11 protein-coding genes are annotated in these 15,937 nt (G+C 39.9%); 2 read left to right on the top strand and 9 right to left on the bottom strand.

Features of this window, described 5'->3' with window-relative positions; genetic code table 11:
- Nucleotides 1–56: 56 nt before the first annotated feature.
- Complete coding sequence (locus tag T543_RS13870) at nt 57–3,854, bottom strand: diguanylate cyclase (protein WP_035769370.1); 3,798 nt, start codon at nt 3,852–3,854, stop codon at nt 57–59.
- Between the two features lie 359 nt (nt 3,855–4,213).
- Between T543_RS13870 and mgtE the strand changes: the two genes are divergently transcribed.
- Complete coding sequence (mgtE, locus tag T543_RS13865) at nt 4,214–5,569, top strand: magnesium transporter (protein WP_035769368.1); 1,356 nt, start codon at nt 4,214–4,216, stop codon at nt 5,567–5,569.
- A gap of 60 nt (nt 5,570–5,629) precedes the next feature.
- Here mgtE and T543_RS13860 read toward each other — a convergent pair whose 3' ends face one another.
- From T543_RS13860 to T543_RS15445, 6 genes are all read right to left on the bottom strand, one after another.
- Nucleotides 5,630–6,658, bottom strand: a complete 1,029-nt coding sequence (locus T543_RS13860) for a right-handed parallel beta-helix repeat-containing protein (protein WP_035769365.1) — start codon at nt 6,656–6,658, stop codon at nt 5,630–5,632.
- A 188-nt stretch (nt 6,659–6,846) separates the two neighbouring features.
- Entirely contained in the window at nt 6,847–9,111 is a 2,265-nt protein-coding gene (gene pflB / locus T543_RS13855) for a formate C-acetyltransferase (RefSeq protein WP_035769364.1), read from the bottom strand.
- Between the two features lie 320 nt (nt 9,112–9,431).
- Complete coding sequence (pflA, locus tag T543_RS13850; RefSeq protein WP_242839525.1) at nt 9,432–10,217, bottom strand: pyruvate formate-lyase-activating protein; 786 nt, start codon at nt 10,215–10,217, stop codon at nt 9,432–9,434.
- Nucleotides 10,168–10,833 (bottom strand): hydrogenase nickel incorporation protein HypB, encoded by a 666-nt coding sequence (gene hypB, locus T543_RS13845; protein WP_035769360.1) that lies wholly within the window; start codon nt 10,831–10,833, stop codon nt 10,168–10,170. Before hypB ends, pflA begins: the two co-directional genes overlap by 50 nt.
- Before the next feature lie 37 nt (nt 10,834–10,870).
- The gene (locus T543_RS13840; RefSeq protein ID WP_081830084.1) at nt 10,871–12,817 is read right to left on the bottom strand and encodes a Na/Pi cotransporter family protein; all 1,947 of its coding nucleotides are present in this window, start codon (nt 12,815–12,817) and stop codon (nt 10,871–10,873) included.
- Nucleotides 12,818–12,933: 116 nt separating this feature from the next.
- Complete coding sequence (locus T543_RS15445; protein ID WP_155843285.1) at nt 12,934–13,866, bottom strand: GNAT family N-acetyltransferase; 933 nt, start codon at nt 13,864–13,866, stop codon at nt 12,934–12,936.
- A gap of 96 nt (nt 13,867–13,962) precedes the next feature.
- Here T543_RS15445 and T543_RS13830 point away from each other — a divergent pair, with 96 nt between their 5' ends.
- Nucleotides 13,963–14,493 carry a peptidylprolyl isomerase gene (locus T543_RS13830; protein WP_035769358.1) on the top strand — a complete coding sequence of 177 codons (531 nt, stop codon included), beginning with the start codon at nt 13,963–13,965 and terminating at the stop codon, nt 14,491–14,493.
- A gap of 194 nt (nt 14,494–14,687) precedes the next feature.
- Here the strand turns inward: T543_RS13830 and T543_RS13825 are convergent, their stop codons facing one another.
- Both T543_RS13825 and T543_RS13820 read right to left on the bottom strand, forming a co-directional pair.
- Nucleotides 14,688–15,575: a diacylglycerol/lipid kinase family protein gene (locus T543_RS13825; protein ID WP_035769356.1), complete on the bottom strand. Its 888-nt coding sequence runs from the start codon at nt 15,573–15,575 to the stop codon at nt 14,688–14,690.
- A 94-nt stretch (nt 15,576–15,669) separates the two neighbouring features.
- Nucleotides 15,670–15,933: an HPr family phosphocarrier protein gene (locus T543_RS13820; RefSeq protein ID WP_035769354.1), complete on the bottom strand. Its 264-nt coding sequence runs from the start codon at nt 15,931–15,933 to the stop codon at nt 15,670–15,672.
- Between the last annotated feature and the right edge of the window lie 4 nt (nt 15,934–15,937).

The raw sequence follows: 15,937 nt of genomic DNA, 5'->3' as shown, positions 1-15,937 counted from the left end.
AAGTTAATCACTGCAACATTTTATACCTTTTCAAAATTCAAAACAAGGTTTAAATCTCACATGGCATCAGCTTCATAACTTAGTTCATAATTTTCATGCCCGGGAACCATATTCCATTCCCTTATGATTCTCTCTATAGGAGTATTTCCGTCATGCGGCGCTATATCAGTCATTATGACAACCACCTGGTTTTTGCCGCTTAATGACACCACATCGTTACTGCGTATATTAATAGACAGAACTTCAAGGAATTTGTCCATGACCTCACTGTCTACCTCGTTGCCGTCTTTTCCGTTTAAAACAAATTCCACAAGCCAGACATTGACAAGCGTCCTCTTATACAAGCGTTTTAAGAGTCTGTATACAACCTGTAATTTATCAAAGTCAACATAATAAGCTCCATCGCCGGGATTACGCTCTCCCAGGATCATTTTTATCGAGTCGATCCCGGTTGCATTTGTCTTCTTACTGCCGGGCGAGGATTTATCATTTCTGTAAAGCGCATATCCATGCTTGCCGTTTTGTTTGACATTATACAAAGCTTTATCCGCATTCCTGAAAAGCTCATTATAATCAGTTCCTCCATCAGGTACCAAAACAACTCCAGCAGAAACGCCTATCGGTATGTTCACATTTTCACCGATAAGGTTTATTGCGACGTTTTTCACTTCATTATTGAGGATTCTGACCTTTTCGGAAATAGTTCCTTCTTCTGTTGCATTTGTTATAAACATTACAAACTCATCTCCGCCGATCCTTCCAACAAAATCTTCGTCTCTGATATTTGCACGCACTATATCTGCAAACCCCATAAGGACACTATCTCCCATCTCATGCCCGTGAAGGTCATTGATAAGCTTAAAGTTATCAATATCAAGTACCAAAAGCGCACCGCTTTTTTCTTTGCATATAGTGCGAAGTTCCTGCTCGGAATAGCTTTTGTTAAAAAATCCGGTAAGGCCGTCAATCTTTATCTCTGTTTTCAGCTTTTCAAAGCTGTTCATCCCTACTCGTATACTACCTATCAGCCAACCGGCAAACAGAACAAATAAAGCGCAGACAGTAAACAGATATATTTTAAAGTAAGTTCTTTCAAACATCTGTGATTCTTTTTCGATCAGGTATGTCTCTTCTTTAACGGCCTTTTTTCCTGCAAGATCAAGTACCTGCACATGAAGTGTATATTCTCCGTACGGAAGACTAAGGTAACTAAGATTTTTCATCTCCCTCTGATAGCAGATAACCCCATCATCCTCGGTTCCCTCAAGATATATGTGCAACATAGGATTTGAAAGGGTATAGTTTAGAACAGATACATTTATCTGAATCCTGTCCATGGATGCGGGAATGATATATTTACCTTCTTCATTCGGCTTTATTATTTCGTCACCAAGCAGCAGCTTAGTAAGCCTTATATCATAATTAGTATTATTGTCATAGATGCCATGTATATCCATCTTTTGTACGCCATCAGAGCAGCACAAAAACAGATCGTTACCATAAAAGCAGCAGGTCGCATTAGCTGTAAGAGAGGAATACAATCCCCTCCCCTTATTCAGGAGCATATAACTGTATTCACCATCTGCAAGAAGATCTGCCTTGTCGACAACGAATATTCCCGCACTTGATGTGATCCACACCTTATTGTCCGCCACCAGGAAAACATCATAATTATTCTTGTACGGAAATCCGGCAAGCTTACGAAGGTTGTTGTTCTTATCCAGATAGTAAAGTGCATTACTCGTAACATAGATATATCCATCATCACAGGGAACAACTTTTAATATCACAAGTGAATCAAGACCGTTTTTTTCATCATAATGCTCTACTATTTTTCCATTATCAATGATGAAAACGCCGGTTCCGTCCGTACCCGCCACAATAACACCATCTTGTGATTCGACCATAGAAAGGACCTGAGTTGTAAGACCTTGCTTTTCATCCATTGTCTTTACAACTTCTCCATCCTTAATAAAGCTCAGACCCGTGGTTGATGCAGCTACAATTGTTCCGTCAGATAGTTCCAAGGTCATCCTGAATCTGCTGCCTTCGGTTTTTTTCTTTAATTCATTAAAGAAAATCACATCCCCATTGTCAGTAATTTCAATGAGACCATTTTCACCATAGGTACTTACCCATAAATTCCCACGTGAATCCTCCATTAAATGGCGTATTCTGACTCCATCAAATATTTCAGGATGATTGATGGGAACAGAATAATATGTTTTCAGATCGATCGTCACAAGTCCCGTATTCGTTCCGACATACAAAAGACCGTCCTTAACAAGAACGCTGTTGACGACCTCGCTGTCTACATCAGCTTTTGCAAATATATTTTCAAAGGGATTCCATGAATACTTCACTATTCCGCGCTTGTTGGAGGAGAACCAGATATTTCCCTGGTGATCGATCATTGAACAACTTATCGATGAGTCAAAGTCTTCATCTATGAGATAAGTTGCTTTTCCCTCTTTTGTCAAAAATCCTTTGCCATTTTCACAGCAATAAAAATATCCGGAGTATTTCTCGGAATATATGAGTTTGTTAAAGTTAAAAACTCCTTCGACGTAATATTTCTTTTTTGATACCGCTTTGTCATTTTCAAGGACAATCTGCTGAACATAATTTGAAGTAGTTCCAACAAGATACATACCGTTTCGTACCGCAGTAATAGATGAATAGTCGACATTTTCATCCATAAGATAATGCTTTGTTACTATTTCTTTTCCCCTGACAAAGACAACATCTCCGCTATTTGTAATGCCGGCAACAACTCCGTTTGAACCGCAGGTCAGGTTATATACACCTATTATCCCAAAGTCAGTGAATCTGTAGAGTGTCCCTTCTTTATCTATTACAGAAAGATTGGCTGTAGTACCGACATATATATTTCCGGCATTATCCTCGCAGATCGCTCTTATCGCATTAGCAGCAAGTCCTTCTTTCTTGGTGTAAAAAATGATGTCGTCATCGCCCCTCCAACAAGCAACTCCGCTATCATTCGTTCCAATCCAGAGATATCCGTTTGAGTCAACAAACAGGCACATTACATTATTAATTCTCTCGTCTATTTTCAGCGCCTCAAACCGGTATCCGTCAAAGCGGTACAAACCTGAATATGCCCCCGCATAAATATAGCCGTCAGCTCCCTGGGCAATAGTATTTATTTCAATGGTTTCAAGTCCGTCATCGGTATCATATCTTACTGCCGCAAAATCAGCACTAAAATCATACGCATAAGCCTCTGTTTTGAAAAACATAAGTGAAGCAGCCGCAGTTAGAAGCAAAACAAGCTTTGTGCATTTTCGCCTGTCGAAGATTTTCCTGTATGCATAAATAAGCCCAATTGCTATGAACACACTTATAGACTTATCAGGTATATCAACGAAAGCCTCACCCAAAACCATACACAAAACAGGCACATGGACATTTCTTGAAAGCATATCAACAAGGGCATCACCCCATATATTGCCTGTGTAACCATTGTACATAATAAAATTGATCGGAGTAGAGAGTACGACTGCTACTATACCTGCAAAAACAGCTGTAGAAGCAACGGAAATAATAGAATATTTTTGCGTTTTGGGGAACAATAATCCTACAGAAATTCCTATACCTACCGATACTACGATATAGATGAGGTAAACGGGGTTCATAAAACCTGTAACTATACTGGTGAGTGCACCACAAAGAGCCCCTCCTACAGGGCCCAATACTATTGCACATATCAGCGTACCTATTGCATCAAGCCAGAACGGCAGCTGCAATCTGATTGCAATTTGATTTCCTATGAGGTTCATAACAATGCACACAGCGATAAGCACAAGGCCACGCCATCCACCAATTTTCTTCATCGCCTTCCCCCAAAAGAAACTGCTAAACATGTAAAAAACATCAACTCTTCTGTTTACCTAAAGTATAAATTAATTTTATCATCACGCTATTACCCACTCAATTAACTTTCATTTCAAAAAAATAAACATTGTATTAAATTTTATTATATTTTGTGCTAAACTTAAGTGTACTAATTAGTTTCTTACAGCTTTATCACATACACTTTCTATGTAAAAAAGTGATACAGCTCTGATTCTTAATTAAATCTCCTAATGAAAGGTGGTGGTTTTATGAAGCAGGATAAACATATATCAAACGATAACCCTGTGCCCCGAAGTAGCACGCTTAGTAAAACCTCATCGAAAGGAGATATTTTCCCATGGAAGAAAACAACATCATGGATTTAGTATGCTCGCTCCTTGAAAGCAAGCAATACACCAAGCTTCGTCAGACACTTGCTGAGATGAACACGGCCGATATAGCTGCTATCATGGACGACATGGAGAACGAAGACTCTCTTAAAATGTTCCGCATCCTGCCAAAGGATATTGCTGCGGATGTATTTGCCGACCTTGAAATTGAGGATCAGCAGTATATAATTCAGTCTCTTTCAGATAAAGAAGCCGGTAACATCATCGATAACCTGATGGCCGATGATGCAACTGACCTTCTGGAAGAAATGCCCGCAAGTATAGTAAAGAAAATTCTTGCCAATGCAAGACCCGATACCAGAGCAGATATTAATCATCTTCTAAGATACCCTGAGGATTCCGCAGGTTCTATCATGACTGTGGAGTATATGGATCTAAAAGAAGACATGACCGTATCTCAGGCAATAGACAGGATCAGGAAAATCGGTCTTGACTCAGAAACCGTTAATATCTGCTACGTAGTGACCAATCAAAGAATTCTTGTTGGTACCGTAGCTTTAAGATATCTGCTTATCAAAAAAGCAGATGAAAAGATTGGCGACATAATGAACACCAAGGTCATTAGCATAAATACTATGACCGACCAGGAAGAAGCCGCCAACATGTTCAAAAAGTACGACTTTACAGCCATGCCTGTTGTTGATAACGAAAACAGGATGATCGGTATCATCACCATCGATGACGTAGTGGACATCATCGAAGAAGAGGCTACCGAGGATATCGAGAAGATGGCAGCTATCATTCCCTCAGATAAGCCATATTCCCGAATTGGTATTTTGGACACATATAAAAACAGAATGCCATGGCTTTTATTTTTGATGATCAGTGCAACATTTACAGGTGCCATAATCACTAAATTTGAAGATGCCCTGTCAGCTTATGTGGTACTTACAGCTTATATTCCGATGCTGATGGATACAGGTGGTAACGCAGGTTCACAGGCAAGCGTTTCCATCATCCGTGGTTTATCACTTGGAGAAATAGAATTCCCTGAGATATTCAAAGTATGGTGGAAGGAAGTCAGAGTCGCACTCCTTTGCGGAATTACGCTTTCAGCTGCAAACTTTATAAAGTTGCTTTTTTTGGATAAGCTTACTATTTCAGTTGCCGCTGTTGTGTGCATCACACTGCTAATTGTTGTTATCATTGCAAAAAGTATCGGGTGTCTACTGCCTATGTGCGCAGACAGACTTGGTTTCGACCCTGCTGTTATGGCATCTCCTATGATCACTACAATCGTAGATGCTGTATCACTTCTTGCATACTTTACAATTGCAACTCATCTTTTACACCTTCAAGTTTAAATTACAAAACAAACCCGCAGGCTATGGAAGTCTGCGGGTTTTCTGCTAGCAAAATATTTATTAAAATTTGTAGTGACTTTTAATTGTTGTCTTCTTTATTTTTGTTTTCATGTGGTCATAGAAGGTTCCCTTTATCTTACTGTTTTTTATGGACACCTTTTTCCCTGAGTAGTTACCGCAATCACCATTTAAGGTGCATTTTGATATTGTCACATTTTTGGCCACTGTCTTGTTATTACTTGCATAATAAGGATTGAGTATCATGACTGCCATAAACTGTCCATTTTTATTTCCTTTTTTGGCAGACTTAACTGTAGTATTTTTGATCGTGATATTCTTGCAGACCTCATCCCCTTTGAGATTTCCACCGCTAGTGTTGGGCTCTATAAGTATTCCGCACTGAGGCGCAGCACCTTTTGCATTTTTGATCACGCATTTATCTATAGTTACATTGTCAGCATCGACAATAGCTATGTTGTTTCGTCTGTTTCCGGTAATTGTACAGTCCTTTATCTTGACTGTATTACAGCCATTGTTTCCGCCATTCCCAATATATATTCCATCACCCCAGTTGTTAGAAATATTCATACCGATAATACTTATATTAGTACTGTCGGCTATAACTATTCCATGGCCTTCATCTGCTTCCCCCTGGCCACTGTGCTTATTTTTTTCACCTACGATCCGCCCTCCGGATACAGTGACATTATTGCACCACTTAATCCTAAGAACCTGATAATTGTCCAGTTTGCTTGGTTCAACAACAAGCTTTGTGTTCTTATCCATCTGAAGGGTTACATTATCCCTCATCTCAAGTCCATATCCATTTCCGCCAGACTCACTTAGTTTAATATTATATTCTCCCGAAGATAACACAACGGTTCCGCCGCCTGCCTCATTAGCTGCTCTTATAGCACTGTTTATTTCGTCTGTATCACTTTTGTTATCACCGGGATAAGCTCCGTAATCCGCCGCATTAAAAGTTCCCTGCGCTTTTACTGATACCCCTGTTCCCGGCAAAGCAAGTGAAGCAGGAACAAAAAGAAGTGCTGCAAGGGATACCGATATAATTTTATTTCTATTAAGCATAAAAACACCTCCATAGCAATATATACTCATTCATTAAAATGATTATATTTCACTTAAAGCCTAATGACCATAAACATTCCATAAAATAACGAAAAAGAAAACTCATTAACGAAATACTGATCGATTTCGTTAATGAGTTTATAATTATAGCATAACTGCTAATTATATTATGCGATTGTGCGTATCAATTACATACTCTCATGGCATGTTCTGCTGATAACATCCATCTGCTGCTCACGAGTAAGATCGATGAACTTAACTGCATAACCTGATACACGGATTGTGAAGTTGGCATATTCAGGCTTTTCAGGATGCTCCATAGCATCTTTAAGTTTTTCTACACCAAACACGTTAACATTGAGGTGATGTGCACCCTGATCGAAGTATCCATCCATTACATTAACAAGTCTGTCTGCTCTCTCGTTGTCGTCATGTCCAAGAGCACCGGGATTGATGGTCTGTGTATTTGAAATACCATCAAGAGCATACTCGTAAGGAAGCTTAGCAACTGAGTTAAGAGAAGCAAGAAGTCCTGACTGCTCAGCACCATAAGCCGGGTTTGCACCGGGTGCAAATGGAGCATATGCCGGTCTTCCGTCCGGAAGAGCACCTGTAGCCTTACCGTAAACTACGTTTGATGTAATTGTAAGGATTGATGTTGTAGGCTCTGAATTTCTATATGTGTGGTTCTTCTTAACTTTCTTGAGGAAAGTCTTAAGAAGCCATACTGCTATCTCATCAGCTCTCTCATCATCATTACCATACTTAGGGAAGTCACCCTCTACCTTGTAATCAACTACAAGACCTGACTCATCACGAACTGTCTTTACCTTAGCATACTTAATAGCACTAAGTGAGTCTACTACATGTGAAAATCCTGCGATGCCGGTTGCAAATGTACGACGTACATCTGTATCGATAAGAGCCATCTCTGCTGCTTCATAGTAGTACTTATCATGCATGTACTGGATGAGGTTGAGGATATTTACATAAAGGCTTGCAAGCCAATCCATCATCTTGTCATACTTTGCCATTACCTCATCATAGTCAAGATACTCAGATGTGATAGGCGCATATTCAGGACCTACCTGCATGTGGTTGCCCTGCTTATCAAGGAACTTCTCATCCTTACCACCGTTGATAGCATAAAGAAGACACTTTGCAAGGTTTGCTCTGGCACCGAAGAACTGCATTTCCTTACCTGTCTGTGTAGCTGATACACAGCAGCAGATGCTGTAGTCATCGCCCCATACAGGTCTCATAACATCATCATTCTCATACTGGATAGAAGATGTTGTAACTGAAATCTTAGCAGCGTACTTCTTAAAATTCTTAGGAAGTCTTGAAGAGTAAAGAACTGTAAGGTTAGGCTCGGGTGAAGGTCCCATGTTTTCAAGTGTATGAAGGAATCTGTAGTCGTTCTTTGTAACCATGTGACGACCATCCATTCCAAGGCCACCAACTTCAAGAGTTGCCCAAACAGGATCTCCTGAGAACAGCTGATTGTAGCTGGGGATACGTGCAAACTTAACCATGCGGCACTTCATTGTAAGATGATCAATAAGCTCCTGTGCCTCACTCTCAGTAAGTGTGCCTTCCTTAAGATCTCTTTCAATATAAATATCAAGGAATGTTGAAACACGGCCAACTGACATAGCAGCACCGTTCTGTGTCTTGATTGCTGCAAGGTATCCAAAGTATAACCACTGAACAGCTTCTTTTGCATTCTTAGCAGGCTGTGAAATATCATAACCATACGCAGCTGCCATTTCCTTCATTCCGCGGAGCGCTCTCATCTGCTCAGCGATCTCTTCACGCTGTCTGATGATATCATCTGTCATAACACCGCAACCGCAAAGTGCGAAGTCTTCTTTCTTCTGCTCAATAAGGAAGTCGATACCATAAAGAGCAACTCTACGATAATCGCCTACGATACGTCCACGTCCGTAAGTATCCGGAAGCCCTGTTACAATGTGGCTGTGTCTTGCAGCCAGCATCTCAGGTGTGTATGCATCAAAAACAGCCTGATTGTGTGTCTTGTGATACTCTGTGAAGATCTTGTGGAACTTCTCATTTACCTTATATCCGTAAGTATCTGCAGCCTGCTCAGCCATTTTGATACCACCATAAGGCATGAATGCTCTCTTAAGAGGCTTGTCTGTCTGAAGACCAACAACCTTCTCAAGATCTTTCATAGATTCATCTATATATCCGGGGCCATAAGCTGTAAGACCTGAAACTACCTCTGTCTCACACTCGAGAACACCACCGTTCTCACGCTCCTTCTTCTGAAGCTCCTGCAATTTGCCCCAAAGCTTATCTGTAGCCTCTGTAGCATCTGCAAGAAAGCTCTCATCTCCCTCATACATTGTGTAATTGTTCTGGATAAAGTCTCTTAAGTTTACTTCATCAGTCCACTTGTTACCTTTAAAACCTCTCCACTCTTCTCTCATTAAATTACTCCTCTCTGGTACATATGATAACTAGAATAAGGTTTAGTTATTGTGTTATTAGAACAATCTATATAAAATGCATCAAATGCATGACCACAATATATAGTATATTGTAATATAAATACCACAATATGTATACGGTGCATTTTGCACCCGAAGTGTATTCTTGCATATATCGATTTACTTTGCAACCCAAGGCCAAGCAAAAACATGCTTATTGACAATTTTTGTCAGCATAGGCTAACAAAGCGCGCAGAAAAACACTGGCTTTTCACCAGTGTTTTTTGTTTTTATATATAATGACAATTTTTTAACGCATTCTATGGGTTTACTTGTAGAATTTTCTTAGCATTCTCTATTCTATCCGGTGATGGCGCTTCCACATCTTTTAAGCCATATTCAATACCAAGCTCTTCCCACTTGAACTGACCAAGCGAGTGATAAGGAAGCACATCTACTCTCTCAACATTGCTTAGAGTATCGATGAATTCTCTGGTTTTTTTCAGGTACTCATCATTATCCGTTATTCCGGGCACAAGTACATGCCTTATCCAAATAGGTTTGCCAATGTCAGAAAGATATCTGAAGCACTCCAGAATATTCTTGTTTGTTTTACCTGTAAGTTTAATATGCTCGTTCTCGTCGATATGTTTGATATCAACAAGCAGTCTGTCCGTATATTTCATTAACGTCTCAAACTGTGAGAAAAAGGGTTCTTCAAAAGTAAAGGGCTCTGCCGCAGTATCTATACAGGTATCGATACCTCTTTCCTTTGCCTCCTTGAATAGTTCTATCAAAAAAGGAAGCTGAAGAAGAGGCTCACCGCCGCTTACAGTTATCCCGCCTTCTTCTCCCCAATAAGATCTGTACCTTTCAGCCTGGTCAAGCAGAGCTGACGGTGTTCTTATATCCTTTGATTCAGGATTCCATGTGTCTGCATTATGGCAGTATTTACAGCGCAGATTGCAGCCCTTAAGGAATATGATAAATCTTACTCCGGGTCCATCAACTGATCCAAAGGTTTCAATTGAATGTATTCTTCCTTCAGTCAATCTCTCACGCTTTCCATTCATCAACCTGGTCGCTGAGCCACTTTGCGAATACATCCACACCTTCACCTGTCTTTGCACAGATAGGAATGATCTCAGCTTTGGGATTTCTCATATGGATATATTCCTTGCACTTCTCCATATCAAAGTCAAAGTACGGAGCTACATCTATCTTGTTTATAAGCACAACATCACAGATGCTGAACATAAGAGGATACTTAAGAGGTTTATCATGTCCCTCGGGGACTGAAAGGATCATTGCATTCTTTGAAGCGCCTGTGTCAAACTCAGCAGGACATACAAGATTTCCTACATTCTCAAGAATAGCAAGGTCAACATCTCCCTCTACAAGTGCATCAAGTCCCTGTCTTGTCATGTCAGCATCAAGGTGGCACATGCCGCCTGTGTGAAGCTGAATTGCCTTAACTCCGGTATCTGCTATCTTCTTCGCATCCACATCAGAATCAATATCAGCTTCCATTACGCCGATATTGTATTTATCTTTAAGTGCTGCAATTGTAGCCTTAAGAGTGGTTGTTTTTCCTGATCCGGGTGATGACATGAGGTTTAGAAGAAATATCTTCTTTTCCTTAAGCTCTTTTCTAAGAAGCTCTGCTCTCTCATCATTGCTCTCAAAAACACTTCTCTTTAGTTCAATTACTCTGGTACTCATTTATAATACTTCCTTTCAATAAACAACTGACAATATATTACTTTTCCTGTTGTTTTTTCTGTTTCTTCTTTTTAGCCTTATCCTTTTTCTTCTCGGACTTTGGCTCTTTTTCTTCTTCCAAGTTCATTATATTCGCAATGATCTCATGATCCTCAGCAAATGAAGGATTGATCTCATCCTCATCTTCGCCGCTTCTCTTGATCGCAGGAAGTCTGTATTTTCTCTCATACATATCAACCTGAACCTCAAAGTCATGATTCTTCTCAGCTTTGAGCTGACCGAGATACTCGTGAGTATCAAAAAGTCCTTCGCTGCCTTCGATTATGCAAACTGCAATATTACTGCAATGATCTGCTATTCTCTCAAAGTCCGTGCCAAGATCAGATAAAATAAAGCCCATGTCTATAGTACATTTTCCTTTGCGAAGTCTTCTGACATGTCTTCGCTTTACTTCCATGTTGATACCATCAATTACTTCTTCCAAAGGCTCTACTGCCTTGGCGAGCTTAAGATCCTGTTCTCTGAAAGCCTTAATTGAAAGATCTACTATTTCTTCAACTGCATTAGTAAAGATTCTAAGTTCTTCCTTTGCCTTAGATGAAAACTTCTCGTTTTTATCGTTCATGGTTCTTGCAGTCTGAGCAACATTTAATGCATGATCACTTATTCTCTCGAAGTCTGTGATGCAGTGGATCACGATAGAAAGTGTTCTGGAATCCTTTTCTGAAAGGTGATGGTTGTTTATCTGCATGAGATAGGTTCCCAACTGATCCTCATATCTGTCAACCTTTTCCTCAAGCTTTCTAACCTTATCGGCCTCTTCCTGATCATATTCATCCATAAGTCTGACAGCTTTCTCCAGACCTTCTTTTGCAAAGAGAGCCATATCGATTGCAACCTGTCTGCTCTGTTCAAGTGCAAATGGCGGATTTGAAAGGAATCTGGAATCGAGCTTTGTAATATTCTGCATCTCTTCCTGTTCTTCCCTTTCCTTTTCATCGATCGGAATAGTTGCATAAGCCATCTTGACAAGGATGCCTGAGAACGGCACCATTAGCGGGGTTGCCACAAGATTTATAAGTGTATGTATCGAAGCGATACCTACCATTCCTGCCTGTTTATCCATGAAAGCAAAATGTACAAATGCATGTATTATATAGAAAATGATCATGAATGAGACAGCTTTTATCGCATTGAAATACAAATGCATGAGAGCTGTTCTCTTACCGTTTTTATTTGCTCCAAGAGATGAAAGAATAGCTGTAATACATGTTCCAAGCTCTGCACCTACTACAACAGGAAGTGCAACACTATATGGCAAAAATACCGATGCAGACAGAGCCTGCATAACACCGATCGTTCCTGCGGAACTCTGAATGATCATTGTGAAAAGCACACCTACCAGGAATCCCACGAAAGGATTGCTGAAAGTCATGAGAAGTCTCTGAAATCCCTCATCATTTTCAAGAGGTGAAACTGCATCAGACATCATGCTCATTCCGAACATCAATACTGAAAAACCAATGAGAATAAGACCGATATTATTCTTTTTATCAGACTTGGAAAACATGTAAAGCACGATACCGATTATCGCCAAAAATGGTGTAAACGATGTGGGCTTTAAAAGATTGATAATAAAATTATCACTACTGATTGCATTTAATGAAAGAAGCCATGCTGTGAATGTTGTACCCAAGTTAGCTCCAAGAATAATATTGACTGCTTCCTTAAGTGTCATTATTCCTGAGTTAACAAGACCAACTACCATGACTGTTGATGCCGATGACGACTGAACAAGTGCAGTAACTCCTACACCAAACAGATAAGCTATGACAGGATGACTTGTAACTTTGCTAAGGACTGCTTCCAGCTTACCACCTGCTGTCTTGGTAAGTCCTCCACTCATTACGTTCATACCGTACATAAATAACGCAAGTCCTCCTACCAGACCTGCTACCAGCGAAAATAAATCTCTGTAATCCATCCATACCTCCTAATCTTCTCAGGTATTACGTTATTATTCTAATCATCTTAGTCCAATTTGTATCGTAACCGAAAAAAATTCAAATGGCAACTACAAATTTATGAAGATTTTTTGTATTAACCCAAATCAAGAAGCATTTTCAAGTATCTTCCGTACTGTGCTTTGGAAGCGGGGACCTTGATTCCGTTGCCGTAATTATCCCCATATATGTTCTCTTCCACATCAACTTCAGTGGCTGTCTTAAAGCCGAGTTTTTCGCACAGATGGATAGAAATTACATTTTCTTTTTTTACCAGTGCCTGAAGGCTCTTAAAAAGCAGTACTTCCTTTCCGTATTGTATTATTGCAGAGCACACTTCGTAGGCATATCCCTGCCTTTGATATTTTGTTCCTATAAGAAATCCCAGTTCAATATCGTCAAAACCGTTCCTGATGCTAAATCCCGCACGCCCTATGATCTCTCCGGTATCCTTTTTTAATATAGTCCAGGTTCCAAATCCCAGAAGTCCATATACCTTGTCTATATAATCTCTTGTATATTGTTTCTCATCTTCGGGGTCATCAAAAAGCCCCTCCATATATCTTGTCATCTCCGGATCTTTATAAAGATCATAGAAAATATCCACGTCCTCAACCGTTGTTTCCCTGATAATGCAGCGCTCTGTCTCCATAATTATCCACGGAAGGTGAGCATATCTCTGATACGCCTTCTCATAGGAGTCAAATTCCACATCCTCAATGTCAGAGAACACATATTTAAGGCCTGTAAAGTCTGCACCTTGGTTATAGTCATGCATGATGCCTATCACAAAAGCTCTCTGTTCCAAAAGAGCAGACGCAATCATGGCTGAATCTGTCAAAAACAGGACATCATCAGAATTATAGACTCCTAAAGATGCCGGGAAACATTCCTTTGGTATCTCTTTATCATTCAAGAAAACAGCTTTTGCACTAACGCCTGAGTTTTGAATTACCTCTATGGACTTTTCTATATTCCCCCTGATATCGTCATTATCATAATAAAGACAAAAAACAACTTCTTTCAGCAACTTTTCTTCCTTCGATTCTTCCAAGTTCTATTTCTTTTATTGTATAATTAATCCCGGTTTAGTTCCATGTAAACATATATTATAAGGAGACATAAAATGGCAAATAATCAAAATCCTATCGTTACAATAAAAATGAAAGGCGGCGACATCATAAAGGCTGAGCTTTATCCCGAAATTGCTCCGAACACCGTCAATAATTTTATTTCACTTATAAACCATAATTTCTATGACGGAGTCATCTTCCACCGCGTTATCAAAGGCTTCATGCTTCAGGGCGGAGATCCGGACGGAACCGGAATGGGCGGCCCCGGTTACTCAATTAAGGGTGAGTTCTCTCAGAACGGTTTTAAAAATGACCTCCTTCATACAGAAGGTGTTCTCTCAATGGCCAGAACCCAGTTCCCTGATTCTGCAGGCTCACAGTTCTTTATCATGCACAAAAACTCTCCACATCTCGATGGTGCATATGCTGCATTTGGTAAAGTGATCGAAGGTATGGACGTAGTAAACAAAATAGCTGAAACAAAAACAGACTGGAACGACAGACCTCTTGAGGATCAAGTAATGGAATCTGTTACTGTTGATACTTTTGGAGTTACTTATCCGGAACCGGAAATACTCGACTGATAAGAATAAACCCCCAAAAAAGGGAGGATGCCAAGGAAACTCATGTTTCCTTGGCATATTATGAAAAAGTTATTTTTATTGGTATTGCCTTCTCTTCATCTGACATCTTTAGTATATCGAAAATATTTGTCCAAGAAATAATCTGAGGTAAATAGTCTTTTAACGTTTTATGAACAAAAAATGAACGCGCCTTATCACGGAATTATAAGTGTCAATGCTTTATTTTCGTTTCTGATATCCACAACATTATGATCGCCGCCATATTCTCCGTCTCTTGTCCATGCGATCTTTTCATCTGATTCGAATACAACATGTTTTGTCTTAAAGCAGTACATGTGCTCGGTATCGATATCCCTGTTTATAAACGAAGCAAGCAGATTACTCATATCCACCATGTTATCGGGAAGTTTTACCAGAGTAACTTCAAATACCCCGTCATCTAACTTAACATGTTTTCCTGTTATGTCCTTAAATCCTCCCACAGAGGTTGAATTTGTTACCATTCCTACTACAAAATCATCCTCTATAACGCCCTCGTCGTACGTGACTTTGACATGATAACTCTTTATCTCAGAAAGTCTTTTTGCGCCCTCCAAAATATATGCCATATGTCCGATGACATTTTTTATCTCCTGCCTTGTAAGGTAGGAAACATCAGTAAATAAGCCAAATGCCGCTATGTACACAAAGGTCTCTTCATTCATGATCCCTACATCACAGGCAAATGGTTTACCTGAAACCAGACTGAGTGCTGATTCATGCATCTTTGAAGGGATTCCCAAGCTGACGGCAAAATCATTGGTCGAACCTGCCGGAACATAGCCTATGGGAGTATTCCTGCCACTCTTCCACATTCCGTTAACAACTTCATCCAAGGTACCGTCCCCACCGCTGCAGGCGACAATATCAAATTTCTCATCCCTTTCCATAACAGCTTTTTCAGCATCTCCCCTCTCCTGAGTGGGATATACTGTTACTTCATAGTCAGCTCTCGAGAAAATATCAATAATATCAAGAAGATTACTACGTATCCTTTCTTTTCCTGCTTTTGGATTATATACAAAAAGCATCTTCTTTTTCATATGTTCCTCCATTTTAAGTGCTCCTATCCAAAAAGACTCGGTTTCACTGTCAAACAGCAAAATCGAGTCCCATAATCCATATATAATTTAATTATTAAACCGTTGTCTCTCCGAGAAGAAAACTCTCCATTCCTGCAACTGCGTCAGCCTCATCTGAGCCATCTGCGATAACAGTAACAGCTTCACCACTGTTTAAGCTAAGTGTCATCATGCCCATGATGCTCTTGGCATTGACTTTCTTTGACTGAGCTTCGATATGAACAGTGCTGTCATATCTGCTTGCAATCTGCACCAGCTCTGCAACCGGTCTTGCTTCAAGTCCACCCGGCAGCTTAATCTCGATAGATTTTGTTAACATAAAT

The sequence above is a fragment of the Butyrivibrio sp. NC2002 genome (assembly GCF_000702265.1).
In the GTDB taxonomy this organism is placed as follows: domain Bacteria; phylum Bacillota; class Clostridia; order Lachnospirales; family Lachnospiraceae; genus Butyrivibrio.
This window is presented reverse-complemented; position numbering and strand designations above follow the sequence as displayed.

Excerpts from the sequence above, each read along its gene's own strand:
- T543_RS13870 (WP_035769370.1), bottom strand. The coding sequence starts at position 3,854 with ATGAAGAAAATTGGTGGATGGCGTGGCCTTGTGCTTATCGCTGTGTGC.
- mgtE (WP_035769368.1), top strand. The coding sequence starts at position 4,214 with ATGGAAGAAAACAACATCATGGATTTAGTATGCTCGCTCCTTGAAAGC.
- T543_RS13860 (WP_035769365.1), bottom strand. The coding sequence starts at position 6,658 with ATGCTTAATAGAAATAAAATTATATCGGTATCCCTTGCAGCACTTCTT.
- pflB (WP_035769364.1), bottom strand. The coding sequence starts at position 9,111 with ATGAGAGAAGAGTGGAGAGGTTTTAAAGGTAACAAGTGGACTGATGAA.
- pflA (WP_242839525.1), bottom strand. The coding sequence starts at position 10,217 with ATGTATTCGCAAAGTGGCTCAGCGACCAGGTTGATGAATGGAAAGCGT.
- hypB (WP_035769360.1), bottom strand. The coding sequence starts at position 10,833 with ATGAGTACCAGAGTAATTGAACTAAAGAGAAGTGTTTTTGAGAGCAAT.
- T543_RS13840 (WP_081830084.1), bottom strand. The coding sequence starts at position 12,817 with ATGGATTACAGAGATTTATTTTCGCTGGTAGCAGGTCTGGTAGGAGGA.
- T543_RS13830 (WP_035769358.1), top strand. The coding sequence starts at position 13,963 with ATGGCAAATAATCAAAATCCTATCGTTACAATAAAAATGAAAGGCGGC.
- T543_RS13825 (WP_035769356.1), bottom strand. The coding sequence starts at position 15,575 with ATGAAAAAGAAGATGCTTTTTGTATATAATCCAAAAGCAGGAAAAGAA.
- T543_RS13820 (WP_035769354.1), bottom strand. The coding sequence starts at position 15,933 with ATGTTAACAAAATCTATCGAGATTAAGCTGCCGGGTGGACTTGAAGCA.